This is a genomic window from Paenibacillus sp. MER TA 81-3 (genome assembly GCF_023713585.1).
Taxonomy (GTDB): domain Bacteria; phylum Bacillota; class Bacilli; order Paenibacillales; family Paenibacillaceae; genus Paenibacillus_B; species Paenibacillus_B profundus.
This window is the reverse complement of record NZ_JAMAWB010000002.1, coordinates 107,845-122,106: the sequence shown is the minus strand read 5'-3', so window position 1 is coordinate 122,106 and position 14,262 is coordinate 107,845. Positions and strand designations below refer to the sequence as shown.

Sequence of the window (14,262 nt, the reverse complement as noted above, 5' to 3'; positions counted from 1 at the left end):
TTATGGATTGGAAACCAACATCTGCTATGAACATCACGAAGAATGACAAGAAAGATGCGTTGAATTGGGCGGCAGCCGCAGAAACCCCGCGCGGACCGGAACAACCTTATCTGCACGGCTATAATGCCCGGGAGCTAAGAGAATGGTCCCCGGGAACGGACCCATATGCGCCGTACTTCCGTTCGAGAGTGCCGCTTGCGAAGCGGATTAAGCCATTCCAGCCAACGCAGGCTCGTCCGGAATTGACTGTTGCGGCGAAGGTAATGAACCTGTCTGCCGACTATGACAAGGAAGAGTGGTTCAGCTCCTACCGGTATAATGACAGCTTTAGCCGCAATATTCTGAAGTTCTGGCAGTATCAAGATATTTATGCTTCTTGGCACGGATTGCCGGTGTACGGCTCGCCGACAGAAGAAGGGGAGCATGAATATGGAGTCGTCAACATTCCTAACCCGGCCTACACGGATGCGGCGCACCGCAACGGCGTCATCAGCCTGGGCTGCTGGTTCTGGCCGCGCAACATTGACTTTGGCGAACTGGTTGAAGTGACGGAAGACGGTCGGTTCCCGATTGCCGATAAGATGGTTGAGATGGCTCATTACTTCGGGTTCGATGGCTACTTCATCAACCAAGAAGCTGCCATTAGCGAAGAGCATGCCATTAAGCTGATAGAGATGCTGAAATATTTGCGCGATCGTGGCATGTATGTCAGCATTTATGACTGTTTGAGCCCAACGGGGGAGCTGCAATACATTAACTATTTCAATGAAAAGAATGCTCCTTGGGTTATGGAACAGCAAGATGGGCGCAAAGCGAACGACAGCATTTTCATCAACTATGCGTACACGCCCGAACGGTTGGAGAACAGCAATTCCTATGCTCGAGAAATCGGCCTGGATCCATTTGAAGCGCTGTACTCGGGCATCGAGAACGACAAGTTCCGCTTCGAACGCGGCAACGAGTTGAAGACGGTGTTCCGTGAAGATGCTTCCCGTACGCCACGCACCAGCTTGGCCCTGTTCGGTACGGATATGGTATGGCATAGAGCGCCGAATCCGTCGGACCCGAACATGCAGAAATACGTCGAGCACCGCGAGCGGCTGTATTGGTCCGGAGGGAATGGCAATCCTGCGCAAAGCGGTCGGGCCATCGGCGCTGAATCCGAGAGTTGGGACGGTATCGCGCACTTTATTGCGGAGCGTTCCGTTATCGGTAACTATCCTTTTGCGACGCGATTCAACAACGGTCATGGCTTATCCTTCTTCCTGAATGGACGGGTGGCATCCGCCAAAGGCTGGAACAACATGAGCGCGCAAGATATTTTGCCGACATGGCAGTGGTGGACTGCATCGAAAGGGGAACCGCTGGCGGTCGATTACGATTATGGCACGGCATGGAACGGAGGTTCCTCTGTAAAGGCCGAGGGCGTACTGAGCGCCGGCATGGCAACGGATATCCGCTTGTTCAAAACCGAATTGCCGGTTCAACAAGATGTGGAACTGACTTTCACGTACAAGACAGAAGTAACGCATCAAGGACGTTCGGGCATGGAGATCCCTGCGAATGCGATTGGCGTGCAGGCGCTTCTATTCTTCACAGACGAACCTGCAACTCCGGTCGTTGTCGATTGCGGTGCAGGTGTTAGCAAGGATTGGACGACGGTGACAGCTAACTTAGGAACATATAAAGGACGAAGCATTGCAGCGATCGGTATGCGCATCGCTTCTGCCTGGAGCGAGGATGCAGAAGTGAAGGTCAATCTTGGCGAGTTGAAGCTGACCGCAGGCGCGGGGATACCGGCACCGAAGGCTCCATCTCAATTTAAGGTTGCTCAGGCGTTCTTCGACGACAAGCAGGCATCTTTCTATCTGTCGTGGGATTTTGCTGAAGATTGCGATACCGATAACACATGGTATTATGATCTGTATCGTGTCCGCGATGGGGAACGTGAAGCGATTGGCCGCATCTTGGATAGCGTCTACTATGTGAAATCGATCGACCGCCACGGGGAAGAGACGATTACGTTGGAAGCAGTGGCTGTGAACGTCGAGGGCACGGAGAGCGAGGCCTCCGTCATCACTTGGCAGTGGGGAGATGGGGAACGGGCTGAATACAGCTATGAGCCTATTCCAGCAGAGCACATCGTGCCGCAGTTTAATGCGGAAGAGGATATCGTCCTTGAGGCCGGCTGGTCCCGTTATTTGAATGTCCGTGTTACGCCTGCTACGGCGTCCAACCTGGCATTGACCTGGAGCTCCAGCGACGAGAAGGTTGTAGAGGTAGATGAACGCGGTCAGCTTACAGCCATAGCGCCAGGAACCGCGTCTGTCACTGCGCAAGCTGGGGAAGTGATGGGCGAAGCGGGCATATCGTTCCGTGTCGACGTCAAGGTTGTCGCACCTGTTGCGCCACCGGAGCAAGGCGTGTCGCTGCAAGCTGAACAGTACGACCGTTCCAACGGTCTGTTCATTCCGGGCAACTACGTTCATGTGCGTGATTTGCATTTTACCGATTGGATGGCGTTCGATAATGTTGACTTCGGCGAGCAGGGCGTATGCAGGATTACAGTTCGCGCTGCGGTATTGACCGAAGATACACGCATGCAAATGATGCTTGGCGGACCGGAAGGCAAAGCCGTAGTGGATATGGAGCTTCCGCTGCACGATGGCAAGCTGGCTCCGTTCTACAAGGAATATACGATAGAGCTGGCGGAACGGCTGACAGGCAAGCAGAATCTGCACATTGCATTCACGAATTCGAATATCCGTAAATGGCAAGTGCGCGATGCGGGCATTTGTGATATCGATTGGATTCATTTTTCATAATGGAGTCACGATTTCGAAAGAGGCCGCTTTATCCCGTGATATCAGGGCAGGGATCTAATATAAGATGAATTAGATTAGTTTCCTGTTGAAGTAAGCTTCATGAAGTGAGCTCCATTGGAAAATATACAGTCAAATGTGCGGATTAGACGGTTAGTCGGCACGTGGACTGTATTTTGTACAGTGGATTGAGCTGTTTTTCAGCGATTGGTGCGAAATGGGGGCAAAGCACTGGATGAAATCCAATGGAACTTTCTTCGGAAAGAGGATACGCGTTAATCCATTGTACGAAATCCAATGCAAGCTTAGACTCGGAGGCACGAACCAGCCCTCAGCTCAGCATTTGCTCTACTATGTTCAAAAAGAAGGCGAGGCCAGCGTGTGAACGGCGGTCTCGCCTAATGATCTTACCGGCAATGATGCCTGAAGCGCCTCAAGTAAACGCCCCTCCATTCACGTCCGTCACGCTGCCCTGTGCCTCTTAGACAACCCGTATTGCATGGAAGAACTCTTTACAATACGCATCATATACCATTGCCAAAACAGGCTGCCCGTCCTGGTGATCAGGCAGAGGGACATGGACCAGAATGCAAAGCCCTGATGTAAATGAACGCCTCCATCGACTGAATCAAATACCCAGTAGGCATATAGAGTTCTCCTTGTTAATAATCGTATTCATAAATACTATTATGATTCAGTTAAAAAAAGAGGGAATACCGAAGGTTATTCAAGGATTTCCCTGTAAGGATTGATGATCTTGTCATAGTGCTCCCCATACTTCTCTGCCAATTGATTGCCGAAATCCCGCTCAATCCGATCCATAATGACGTCGTGATAGAAGCCGTTTTGCAGCAGCTCGACCACGGAAGGATGATCGGTTTCCAATGCGGACAGCTTGAGTGACTTGCCGAAGCTGCCAATGAGCGCGGAACGGGAGTCGCAGAGAATGGAAAAACGTCTGGGTTCCAGATACTTCCACCCTTCGCTCCGCCTATGCACCAAAACATGCTTTAATCGGGTATGGCATTCGCCGGTAGAAATAACCGTTACAGCAACACCCCGTCGTTCCGCCTCCAGCAGCGACTCTTCGAACCAGCTTACATCTTCCGCCCATATGTCCGCCACGATGCTTTTATCTGCATTGGACAACAAACGTCGAATGGTCGTTTCCAGCGCTTTATCGCCCTGCCAGTTATAGAACGACGCGGACTTCCGTGGAGGGGACTGCAATTGCTCCAGCAGCGTGTGGGCTGTCTGTTCAAAATCCGTCTTCAGCAGTCGAACGAGCTGCTCAATGGGCACGGCGCCGTATAAAACAGGTTCGGCTTCAACCGCCCGGCACATTCCTTTGTCTGTCAAAGACCGGAGTGCCGCATACACATTTGAGCGGGATACAGATACTTTTTTGGCCACCTCATAACCCGATATGTTCGGTACTTCATGCAGTACCAAGTAGCATCTTGCTTCCAGATCGGATAAACCGATTTTCCGAAGTTCATCAATCAAATGAGTTGCCTCCTTTTTGAAATGTTTATTATAGTGTTATTTTAAAATACTACTTTTAGTATATCAATACATTGTTCAATTATCCGGGAGATGAAAGCCACCCAAAAAAGACGAAGAACAACAAATATTGTATAAGAATGAGGACATAAACTCGTCTCCAAACTTTTCGAGCTTGCGGATCTAATCGCTCAAAAGCATAGCCTGCACGTTTTTCTAATTTTATAATTTGATAAACATACATATTAAGACCAAACAACAGTATAAACCCAATACAGCCCCACAACACAGATTTTTCATAACGATACAGCAGTCTTGAAACGTAAACTTGTGTAAATAACATAACAACACCTATCGTGATCATCCATACCGTAAATAACCAAGTGTAAGTGTCATTCATAACGAATTCCGCCTTGAATCTGAAAATAACCACCACATGATGAACTGCAGCATACTCATCCAACCTATGAATAGCAAAGAATCCCCATTGATTGAACTCAATACCTGACTGACTAACGAGAATGGCTCTGCAAATAAATGAATAGAGTGAAAACGCAGAAATCTTCCTATGTAGACCCCAATGCTGCACAGGATTATAAAAGCCAATAGGATCGTCTTGCTCCACTTTATATGTAAGATAAGACTGTGAATCTGTTTTAACATAAGAATGTAATAATAAATAGCCAATACTACTCCGCTTATTAAAACAAAAAAGTTCCACCATTCCTCAACAATCAAACCTTTTTTAAAATTAAACTCAAAAATTTTGAGATGAATGAGATCCGTTATCACGTAAAGGACATTAGGGGATAACAGTATAAAAACAATATAAAAAGCGGCACTAACGGGGATTTCCCGCTTGCTCTTTGCTTTAAATAAGGGCAATAAAAAAGCAAGCTCCAAAGCGGCAAAAGCCAGAAACATATTTAAAATCATAAATGAATAGGCCGTATCAAAAATGATAAGCATCAGTATATAGGCGAAAAAACAAAGTCGTGCTTTTGCGCGTTCATCCATAAGAAACCTCCTTTACATTGATCCGGGACTGCTGCAGATGAGGTCAAGCCGATTACATCGCATGTATAAGCACGAGGTGAGTGTCCGCCCTTGTTGTTCCATCCTACGCTGAAAATATGGCTGCACGATACACAAATATTGTAGCAAAATGGCTTAAAAAATGATATTTATGAACCTTACAGGACACTTACACATTTTGTAATGTGGAGTTGATGTGAATCTGACGTTTCATTCCCGCATCTCTTCCCGAACGGGCCGGACATCTTGGGGTATGTGCGCAGGTTCTATATATACATACTCGACATCGAATATTCCTGAATATCCGAACAAATCTCCGAATTTCGGATTGGCAACGCGCCGTTTTTTGCTACCGACATCTCGATCTCCACAGCAAGATGCTGATGTGTGCCGATGAGGACCGAACGACGCAGCAAAGCCCCTGTCCGTCTTGGACAGGGGCAGTCTTAAATCAATCGCCTGCAGTGCTCTTATGATTCGGTAATGACGATCTGATCCTTGCCGCCATACACCGTCCACCAAGGCTTCGCCGCTTGCTGCAGCACTCGATTCAAATGCTCCATGCGCTGCACGCCTTCATCCTTCAGCCATGCGCGCAGGCCAGTATCGCCATTCTCGCCATACACGGCAATGCCGTCTTGCCAAGTGGCGCGGCCACAGAGCACGCCTGAGAACGGAACGCCTGCTTCGCCAGCGAACTCCAGCGTCTCAATGAAGTCCTCGTTCGAGACGCCGCCGCTCAAATAAATAAACGGAACCGTCGCAATTGACGCCGTATCCCTAAAGTGCTGCAGCGCCTCTTCGCGCGTATATACCGCTTCCGCTTCATGGCCCCGGTTCGCTGCCGTGCCAGACACGTATGTCATGTTGACCGGCACTTCGACCTTGAGACAGTCGAGGTGATACTGCGGCTTCGTGAATTCGCGCATGCTTTTCTTCACTTTGTCCGGCTTCACCTTAGCGTATTCCGGACCCTTCGCATCGGCAATGTCGTCACAATACGTGACCGGTTCGAAGAAAAACGGAATATCGTTCGCCTTGCACTCGGCGCCGACACGCTCGATGAACGCGTGCTTCTGGTCGTTAATGTGCGCCGCATCGTCTGGGTCGTAGTACATCAATATTTTGATGGCGTCTACGCCTTTGTCCGCATATCGGCGAACAGACCACTCCGGCAGCAAGTCGGGGAGGCGCCCTTGGACGGTAGCGTCATAACCGGTCTTCTCGTAGGCGATGAGCAGTCCTGACTGCTTATCACGCGCTTCCGCTGCGCTCCAGCCAAATTCCGGATCTAGCAGAATGGCCGTGCTGTATGGGGTCAATTCCTCGGTTACGGCCACCTTGAATTCTTCCACATGCTTCACGTCGGCTTCGTGGCCGAGCGCCTTGGTCAGCGACTTCTTCAACGAACCGCGCTGATCGAGCGCTGTTGCAATGACCAATCCGTGTTCGTCCGACAAGCGTGTTAACGCTTCGTATTTGCCTTTTGTCATCTTGACTTTCATACCAAGCACCCCAATCGTACATTTTTCCTTCACTACTTCATTACATCAATATTCCCATCATGAAACGTTTCATGATGAAAAAATGACAAATACAGAACATTCATGAACGATTTTCAACAATAATTCAAGTCTTTTCGTTGTGACTCTGCTTCCAGCTCCATTTGAAACGGTGACGTTAGCTCTAGAAATGAATTGTAAGAATGTGCCACTGCGTGCTATATTCAACTGATATATCGGACAATAAGGGGGAAGGGATGTAGATGAGTCAAATGATAAACTATTATTCTTCGTTCGACGAATGGGGACGTCTCGAGCGGGAACCTTTGGAGTTCACGGTCAATTGTCATTATATTAAATCGCACCTCCCGGAAAAAGGACACATCCTAGATATCGGGGCAGGTCCCGGAAAATATGCGATAGAGCTGGCGAAATCCGGATATGACATCACATTGGCGGACATTACACCAAAGCTGGTCGAAAGCGCACGAGAGAAGGTACGGGAATACGGGCTTGAGCGCCAGTTTCAAGGCTTTGACGTTGCCGATGCGAGAAATTTGCAGTTGTATGCCGATGAGCAATTCGATGCTTCTTTGATGTTAGGCCCATTGTATCATTTGCAGCAGGAGGAAGACCGGGTTAGCGCTACTCAGGAATTGCATCGTGTGACAAAGTCAGGCTGCCTTGTCTTCGTCGCATTCATGCCGAGAATGAGGCACGTGGCAACTTCGCTGTTATATCCGCAGCATTGGAAGCCCAATGACACAATAGAAGGGCTGACCGAGTTTATGTGCACCGGAATTTTCAATCATAGCGACGAAGGAAGGTTTACGGGAGCCTATTATTTTCCCATAGAAGAAATTGAGCCGTTTATGGAAGCGCATGGGTTCGAACAAGTTAAGCTCATCGGATCGGGCAGCATTGCGGGCTTGATGAAGCCGGAGCACTGGCAATATTGGCGCGACCAAGGGGAATCAGCGTTTCAATCGATCATGCAAATTGTTATGGATGCAGCAGACAGTCCATACATCCTAGGAACCTCGTCTCATTTGTTGTATATAGGGAAAAAAGTATAGGCTGAACTTCTCAGATGGTTATATTTTCTTTAAATAACATTAAATATAAAATGAATCGAACGGGAATCCGTGTTACGATCTGAACGTACCAAAAATAAGGCCGAAGCTCATCTGAGCACGGGGGAACCACACATTGGGGTGAAGTCGCATAGATGCGGCAGGGGTAATCCTCTTTGACCCGAACCCGTCAGCTAACCTCGTAGGCTGCAAAGGGAGAGATAATCTGAATGAAAAGTACGTTCAAGAAAGTCGTTATCACGGGAGCACTCGTTCTGGCACCAGTCGTGGCAGCAGGTTCGGCAATGGCCGCTCCGCTGAATGTTGCAGCTCAAGCACCTAATCAAAATCTGACGAACATCGATTGCTCCGGCTTCGATTTCAATACGATGCTGCAAGGCAATGAGCAGAACAATCAGAACTTGACCGATATGTTGAACAAGCTGTTTCCTAATACGAAGCCTGTAGTCACACAACCAGATGCTGCGGTACCGAACAAGAGCAAGCCTGAACCGGCTACTCCGGCGCCAAGCAAGCCAGCACCAACAACACCTGCAACAGGTACGGCAAATCCGAATCAAGGCGTGACGGCTAACTCCGATTTCGCCGCGCAAGTGGTTGATTTAGTGAACCAAGAGCGTGCCAAAGCAGGACTTGAGCCATTGAAATCGGACGCGGCGCTTACTAATGTCGCAATGGTGAAGGCGAAAGACATGTACGACAACAATTACTTTGATCATAATTCGCCGACCCTTGGCTCTCCGTTCGATCTGATGCAGTCCAAAGGGATCCAATATCGTACCGCTGGCGAGAACATTGCCAAAGGACAACGCACACCGGAAGAAGTAATGAATGCGTGGATGAACAGTGAAGGTCACCGTAAAAACATTCTGAACGCAAGCTATACTTCAATCGGCGTTGCATACTACAATGGTGAGTGGGTACAAGAATTTACAGGATAATGACGAACTTTGAAGCCGAAGCCTGCAGAGCAATCTGCAGGCTTTATTTTGCGCTCGTGAACGGAAAACGATGCAGTTGACGTTATGGATCTTTCTCGCTATGGCGCTTGGCGTCGGGATCGTTTCTATATTTCCGGGATGGGGCGTGTATTCAAAGACGTTAAGGTGCTGATCTTATCACTCGTGCAGAACTGGATTATCGGCCCGCTTCTCATGTTCTTGCTGGCGATTCTTTTGCTGCCCGACCATCCTGAATATATGGTTGGTCTCATCTTGATTGGCCTCGCACGCTGCATCGCAATGGTCATCATATGGAATGATCTGGCGCAGGGAGACACGGAATATGCTGCAGGGCTAGTTGCGTTCAACTCCGTATTTCAGATGATATTTTTCCCTATCTACGCTTATGTATTCGTGACTGTTATTCCAGAGTGGCTCGGAATGGAAGGAGCCATCATATCGATTACGATGCTTGAGGTTGTGCAATCGGTATTCATTTATTTGGGCATTCCATTTCTGGCAGGCGTGCTGACCCGGTTCGTGTTGGTGCGGGCGAAGGGCAAGGAATGGTATGAAAAGTCGTTCATTCCGCGCATCAGTCCGCTGACATTAATCGCTTTGCTGTTCACGATCGTCGTGATGTTCTCCTTGAAAGGAGACATGGTCGTCAGCCTTCCGCTCGATGTTGTCCGGATTGCGATTCCGCTGCTGCTCTATTTCGTTTTGATGTTCTTCATCTCGTTCTTCCTAGGAAGACGAATCAGAGCAGGTTATCCGGTGTCGACTACACTGGCATTCACGGCAGGCAGCAACAATTTCGAATTGGCGATTGCGGTTGCTGTCGGTCTATTCGGCATCCATTCTGGAGCAGCCTTTGCCGCGGTCATCGGACCATTGGTCGAAGTTCCGGTCATGATCGGACTAGTTCGGATCGCTCTGCGGATGCAATCCTTATTCCCAACCAAATCAAAACATCCATAGAGAGTGAGGAAATCGAAATGACAGCGAAAAAGACGATATATTTTTTCTATGCGGGCAAATCCTGCAAAAGCCAGATGGGAAACGGCAGAAACGGACAAGTAATGGCAAGTTTCTGTGCTGATACCTAAAAATTGCGCATATGGTGAAGTATATCTCATTACAGTAAGAACGGAGGTTCTTCCCTTGCACAATAATCCTGCTCACCAGCAGTTGGTTTATCAGGCTGACCCCGCGATGGTTCAAGCCATGCATTCGGCCAGGGAAAAAGTTCACCATGTCTGCAACATGTATAAGGATCGGCATGTGCGAGTTCAGACGGTTGACGGTCAAGTATATGATGGGGTCATCTCAAATGTCGATAGAGATTATCTTTATTTGCATACCCAGCATCCCATGCCGCAACGCTCACTGTACGGTTCGTATTATTTTAATAACGACGTCATTTTGCCATTGGTGTTGTATAATTTGCTGGTCATTTCTTTGTTATAGTCATCAGACAGCGTCTGCTGCACGGTTGAAACAAAAGAGTCCTTGTACACTAAAGTGCAAGGACTTATTTGCGCGTCCGCAGCGTCCATATTAAAATCGGCCGCCCTCGCGCGCTCTTACCTCCTGATGCTTGATACAGGGAGACTTGCCGTATACAATAGGAAGGTACTTCATCTCGATACCAATAGAGAAGGAGTAAGTGAATATATTGCGTCATATATTAGTTAAAGGAGGGGTGACTGTGGCATTTGGCGCTAGAGTATTGAAGACGGGGATCGCGGTTACCCTGTCGCTATATATCAGTATGTTCCTGCAATTCAAGACACCGGTCATTGCCGCGGTAGCTGCGATCTTCGCGATGCAGCCGTCCATCTACCGTTCTTGGCGTTATTTTCTGGACCAGTTCCAGACTAATACGGTTGGAGCAGTAGTAGCATTATTGGCGGGGATGGCCTTTTCCAATGCACCGATTGCGGTAGGTATCGTCTGTATTCTGGTCATTATGATATGTTTGAAAATGAAAATGGAAGAGACCGTCGGTCTGACGCTCGTGACGGTCATTACGGTAATGGAAGCCTCGGGACAATGGGATTATGCATTGATTCGATTCGTGCAAATCCTGATTGGCATCGGTTCGGCGTTTCTCATTAACATTTTGTTCTTCCCGCCGAATCCGAAGGTTCAATTCATCGGGCAGATCCAGACCGTCTTCAACAAGATGTCGCTGCTTCTGCGCACGATTATTTCGGATGAGATCAAGGAAGCCGCGTTCCGAACAGAGAAGCAAGCTCTGGAAGACATTATGAAGTCGCTTGCGGATAAGTACAAGCTGTTCGAGGAAGAGACGAAGAAGTTAAAGCGCGCCAAGTACCGGGCTACGCGCCAATTGGTTGTGTACAAGCATCTCCTGAATACGCTGTGGAAGGGGATGGCGGTGCTGAATGCGATTGAAGAGCATTATTTTCAAACAACCCGGACGCCGGAGACGAATAAGTTCTTCGATCATCATCTGGAGATGCTTATCAAATGTCATGAACACGTGCTGCTCAAATTCGAGGACAAGGTAAAGCCAGACAGCACGGAAATTGAACTGATGGAAGCAGAGAACGAATTGTTTATGCAGAAGGCAATGCAGCATTGTGTACAAGAACAGGAAGGGATGCTGCGCCTCTCGATAGTGGCGGCGTCCATGTACGAATATGGTTTTCAGATTGCGCGTCTTGACCGGCTCGTCGGACACGTCGATAAGGAAGAGGACAAAGGACTATTGAACGGCTTGATATAATTGAATTGGAAATAAGCTTGATGCCAATATTGGATATCGAGGAAATGGTTGACAAAGGTGGAGTTTAAGGATAGTATTCTCGGTAGTCTGATTATATATCCTCATTAGGTGAGGCTCCTATACAAACAAAGGCCACTGCCCGGAAATATCGAAAGATGCCTACGGGTAGAACAGGAACTGTCGAGCTAAGGCTTTTCTTAAGGTGGCTAAGAAATGATTGTATTTCTTTACGTTGTATAGTGCCAAAGCCCGGTTAAGGGGAGGCGTAAGTAAACACATTTGTTTCATTATGCACCCTCTAGCAGCCATGCTTGGAGGGTTTTATTATGTGCGCGGGAGGTGACTGTTCGAATGGACGGAAGCGGAAGTAGGATGTTTGACCAATTACGGCTTAGGTCTGCGATGCAGAAGCATTCCCTGATCATTTCCATTGATGGTTGCCAACGGGCATACGTACTTTGGTTATGAATCTCACTGATTTTGCCACGGAACGCTTTTGATATCATTCGCATACATCCGAGAGCTGCTGCCAAGCAATTATGAAATAAAAGAGGTTATAGTATGCTGCGAAAATTAAAACGTGTGGATCCGTTGATGGTGTGGATTTTGCTGTGCTTTATGGCGGTTAGCACTATCGTTATTTACAGCGCAACGACAAATACGAGTTATGAAGGCTTGCACAAGAACAACATGATGCTCTATGCCGCATTTTTTATTCCGCTCCTCGTTACGGCTTGGTTCGATTATCGGGTTGTCGTGCGTTATTTATCCGTCGTCCTCTACGTCACTGGCATTGCATTGTTGGCGCTCGTCATGTTCAAAGGGGTTGACATCAATGGTTCTGTACGCTGGATTGCCATCGGAGGACAGCAATTTCAGCCTTCCGAATTAATGAAGCTGTTCACCATATTGATGTTGGCCCGGTTTTTGGGGCTGCGTGAAGGGGAGGAGCTGCGGCTGGTTCGGGATATCGTCCCGCTCGGCCTCATTATCGCGATTCCGGTCTTTTTTGTTTTGAAGCAGCCTGATTTAGGAACGTCGATCGTGTTCGCGGCGATTTTTGTCGCTATGATATGGATGGCAAATGTGCGTATGTCACATATGATAATCGGTTTGTCTGCGACAGCCGCTGTTATCGTTTCCATTGTGGTTCTGTATTACACGAACAGCGATTTGCTGGCCCAATTCATTAAGCCTCATCAGATGGCGCGCATTGAAACATTTCTTAATCCGACCAGCGACTCGGATCAGGCGTGGCATGTGATGAATTCGATCCGTGCGATCGGTTCGGGCAGGCTGTCGGGAGACGGGTTCACTCAAGGCTTTTTTATTCATAGCGGGTACATTCCTTACAGTTATTCGGATTCGATATTCGTCGTCATTGGTGAGGAGTTCGGTTTTCTTGGATCCGCCATGCTCATTCTGTTATATTTTCTGCTCATCTACCGTATGGTTCTGATTGTGAAAGACAGCAATAATCTGGAGGGCGCCTATCTCGTTGTCGGCATTATTGCGATGTTCACGCTGCAAATCTTCGAAAATATCGCCATGCATATCGGGTTGATGCCGCTCACAGGGCTGTCCCTGCCATTTATAAGCTACGGCGGGAGCTCGCTTCTGACCAATATGATCTCGATCGGGCTCGTGTTAAGCGTCAAAATTCATCAGGAAGAACCCGATCTGCTAGAACCGCTCACAACGAAATCAGTCATGTTCCATTAATTGTGATGATGCTAATGCGGTCAGTCAAATCCGAATGTTGCGTGAACCAAGCCCTTGCCATTCAGGCAAGGGCTTGCGGTATTAAGCTTGAGCTTGCGCCTGTGGCTGCGCATGTGCCTGCGGGGGAATTCGCCTGGCCCTGCCGAGGAAAAAGTACCCGTCTAAGCCGATTCTGCCCGCGTTCCATCCGGCTACTGCAATGAAGCTGCAGATTAGGATAAACAAGGGATTCCAACTGATCGAACCTGAGAACAGAAAGGAAAAATTCATCATCATGCCCATAATAGAGGCCAGCCAAGTCATCAGCCCGAGAATGAGGCCAAGTCCGACTAGAAGCTCGCCAAAGGCCACCAAGTAGCTGAAGAAGCCGGAGGTTGGCAGAGCGACGTTCTTGAGGAACCACGCCCACCAACCGGGAACGATTGGACGATCGCCAACCGAATTGGCGATCGCCGCTTCAAGAAAGCCGCTTGCATCGAATCCATTCGTAAGTTTCCCCCATCCTGCCGTCACCCATTTATACCCAACGTATAGACGGAGAACACACAGCAGCACGGCGGCGCTGAAATGGGATCGCAGCCAGTGCACAAACATAAGTAAACCACTCCTTTTGCTTTGAATTTAGGCAGCACGCTGTCTTATGATACCGGTTCTGGTATATTGTACAAAAGTTGAAGCGGTTTAACAAATAGTTATCGGTTACATTTTGAGGGGGAAATTTCTACAATTTTATCATTAATACATTGACTGATGAGTTATCAGGTATAAAAAAGCAATTTCCAGAACAAGGGGTAACTCTGTAAACGCTTAATGTCAAGTTGATTCAGATGGAAAGAAAACTGTCAAAAGTGAAAAGACGGCTTTAAGCAATAACAAATACATAGCATA

The 14,262-nt window shown here is 48.2% G+C and carries 11 protein-coding genes, 1 pseudogene and 2 riboswitches; of the genes and pseudogenes, 7 read left to right on the top strand and 5 right to left on the bottom strand.

Annotated features, from left to right (window positions below; translation table 11 throughout):
* Positions 1-2 precede the first annotated feature (2 nt).
* Entirely contained in the window at positions 3-2,825 is a 2,823-nt protein-coding gene (locus M3650_RS02795) for an endo-beta-N-acetylglucosaminidase (RefSeq protein WP_251572200.1), read from the top strand.
* A gap of 720 nt (positions 2,826-3,545) precedes the next feature.
* On the opposite strand, the gene M3650_RS02790 is transcribed toward M3650_RS02795, so the two are convergent.
* The 4 genes from M3650_RS02790 to M3650_RS02775 form a co-directional block, all read right to left on the bottom strand.
* Complete coding sequence (locus tag M3650_RS02790; RefSeq protein ID WP_251572198.1) at positions 3,546-4,328, bottom strand: TrmB family transcriptional regulator; 783 nt, start codon at positions 4,326-4,328, stop codon at positions 3,546-3,548.
* A gap of 79 nt (positions 4,329-4,407) precedes the next feature.
* On the bottom strand, positions 4,408-4,725 hold the full coding sequence (locus tag M3650_RS02785) for a hypothetical protein (RefSeq protein ID WP_251572196.1): 318 nt from the start codon (positions 4,723-4,725) through the stop codon (positions 4,408-4,410).
* Positions 4,722-5,342 (bottom strand): DUF1361 domain-containing protein, encoded by a 621-nt coding sequence (locus M3650_RS02780; RefSeq protein WP_251572194.1) that lies wholly within the window; start codon positions 5,340-5,342, stop codon positions 4,722-4,724. Before M3650_RS02780 ends, M3650_RS02785 begins: the two co-directional genes overlap by 4 nt.
* A 488-nt stretch (positions 5,343-5,830) precedes the next feature.
* Complete coding sequence (locus M3650_RS02775; protein ID WP_251572192.1) at positions 5,831-6,865, bottom strand: tagatose 1,6-diphosphate aldolase; 1,035 nt, start codon at positions 6,863-6,865, stop codon at positions 5,831-5,833.
* A 260-nt stretch (positions 6,866-7,125) separates the two neighbouring features.
* Between M3650_RS02775 and M3650_RS02770 the strand changes: the two genes are divergently transcribed.
* The 6 genes and pseudogenes from M3650_RS02770 to M3650_RS02745 all read left to right on the top strand — a co-directional run bounded on the left by M3650_RS02770 (position 7,126) and on the right by M3650_RS02745 (position 13,374).
* Positions 7,126-7,938, top strand: coding sequence for a class I SAM-dependent methyltransferase (locus M3650_RS02770; protein WP_251572190.1), 813 nt, complete (start codon positions 7,126-7,128; stop codon positions 7,936-7,938).
* Positions 7,939-8,026: 88 nt separating this feature from the next.
* Positions 8,027-8,159, top strand: a riboswitch (cyclic di-AMP (ydaO/yuaA leader).
* 6 nt (positions 8,160-8,165) lie between these two features.
* A complete protein-coding gene (locus M3650_RS02765) occupies positions 8,166-8,897 on the top strand; it encodes a CAP domain-containing protein (RefSeq protein ID WP_251572188.1) in 732 nt (243 codons plus the stop codon).
* A 70-nt stretch (positions 8,898-8,967) separates the two neighbouring features.
* Positions 8,968-9,878, top strand: a pseudogene (gene arsB / locus M3650_RS02760) (ACR3 family arsenite efflux transporter).
* Between the two features lie 183 nt (positions 9,879-10,061).
* The gene (locus M3650_RS02755; RefSeq protein WP_019420551.1) at positions 10,062-10,367 is read left to right on the top strand and encodes a hypothetical protein; all 306 of its coding nucleotides are present in this window, start codon (positions 10,062-10,064) and stop codon (positions 10,365-10,367) included.
* A gap of 241 nt (positions 10,368-10,608) precedes the next feature.
* Complete coding sequence (locus tag M3650_RS02750) at positions 10,609-11,652, top strand: FUSC family protein (RefSeq protein ID WP_019420550.1); 1,044 nt, start codon at positions 10,609-10,611, stop codon at positions 11,650-11,652.
* A gap of 93 nt (positions 11,653-11,745) precedes the next feature.
* Positions 11,746-11,919: riboswitch (M-box (ykoK) riboswitch) on the top strand.
* Between the two features lie 294 nt (positions 11,920-12,213).
* Positions 12,214-13,374, top strand: a complete 1,161-nt coding sequence (locus M3650_RS02745) for an FtsW/RodA/SpoVE family cell cycle protein (RefSeq protein WP_251572186.1) — start codon at positions 12,214-12,216, stop codon at positions 13,372-13,374.
* 81 nt (positions 13,375-13,455) lie between these two features.
* Here M3650_RS02745 and M3650_RS02740 read toward each other — a convergent pair whose 3' ends face one another.
* Entirely contained in the window at positions 13,456-13,968 is a 513-nt protein-coding gene (locus M3650_RS02740; RefSeq protein WP_251572184.1) for a DoxX family membrane protein, read from the bottom strand.
* Positions 13,969-14,262 lie beyond the last annotated feature (294 nt).

Bases quoted from the DNA above. Each gene is read 5' to 3' on its own strand.
- M3650_RS02770 (WP_251572190.1), top strand. From the start codon at position 7,126: ATGAGTCAAATGATAAACTATTATTCTTCGTTCGACGAATGGGGACGT.
- M3650_RS02765 (WP_251572188.1), top strand. From the start codon at position 8,166: ATGAAAAGTACGTTCAAGAAAGTCGTTATCACGGGAGCACTCGTTCTG.
- M3650_RS02785 (WP_251572196.1), bottom strand. From the start codon at position 4,725: ATGAATGACACTTACACTTGGTTATTTACGGTATGGATGATCACGATA.
- M3650_RS02745 (WP_251572186.1), top strand. From the start codon at position 12,214: ATGCTGCGAAAATTAAAACGTGTGGATCCGTTGATGGTGTGGATTTTG.
- M3650_RS02775 (WP_251572192.1), bottom strand. From the start codon at position 6,865: ATGAAAGTCAAGATGACAAAAGGCAAATACGAAGCGTTAACACGCTTG.
- M3650_RS02795 (WP_251572200.1), top strand. From the start codon at position 3: ATGGATTGGAAACCAACATCTGCTATGAACATCACGAAGAATGACAAG.
- M3650_RS02740 (WP_251572184.1), bottom strand. From the start codon at position 13,968: ATGTTTGTGCACTGGCTGCGATCCCATTTCAGCGCCGCCGTGCTGCTG.
- M3650_RS02780 (WP_251572194.1), bottom strand. From the start codon at position 5,342: ATGGATGAACGCGCAAAAGCACGACTTTGTTTTTTCGCCTATATACTG.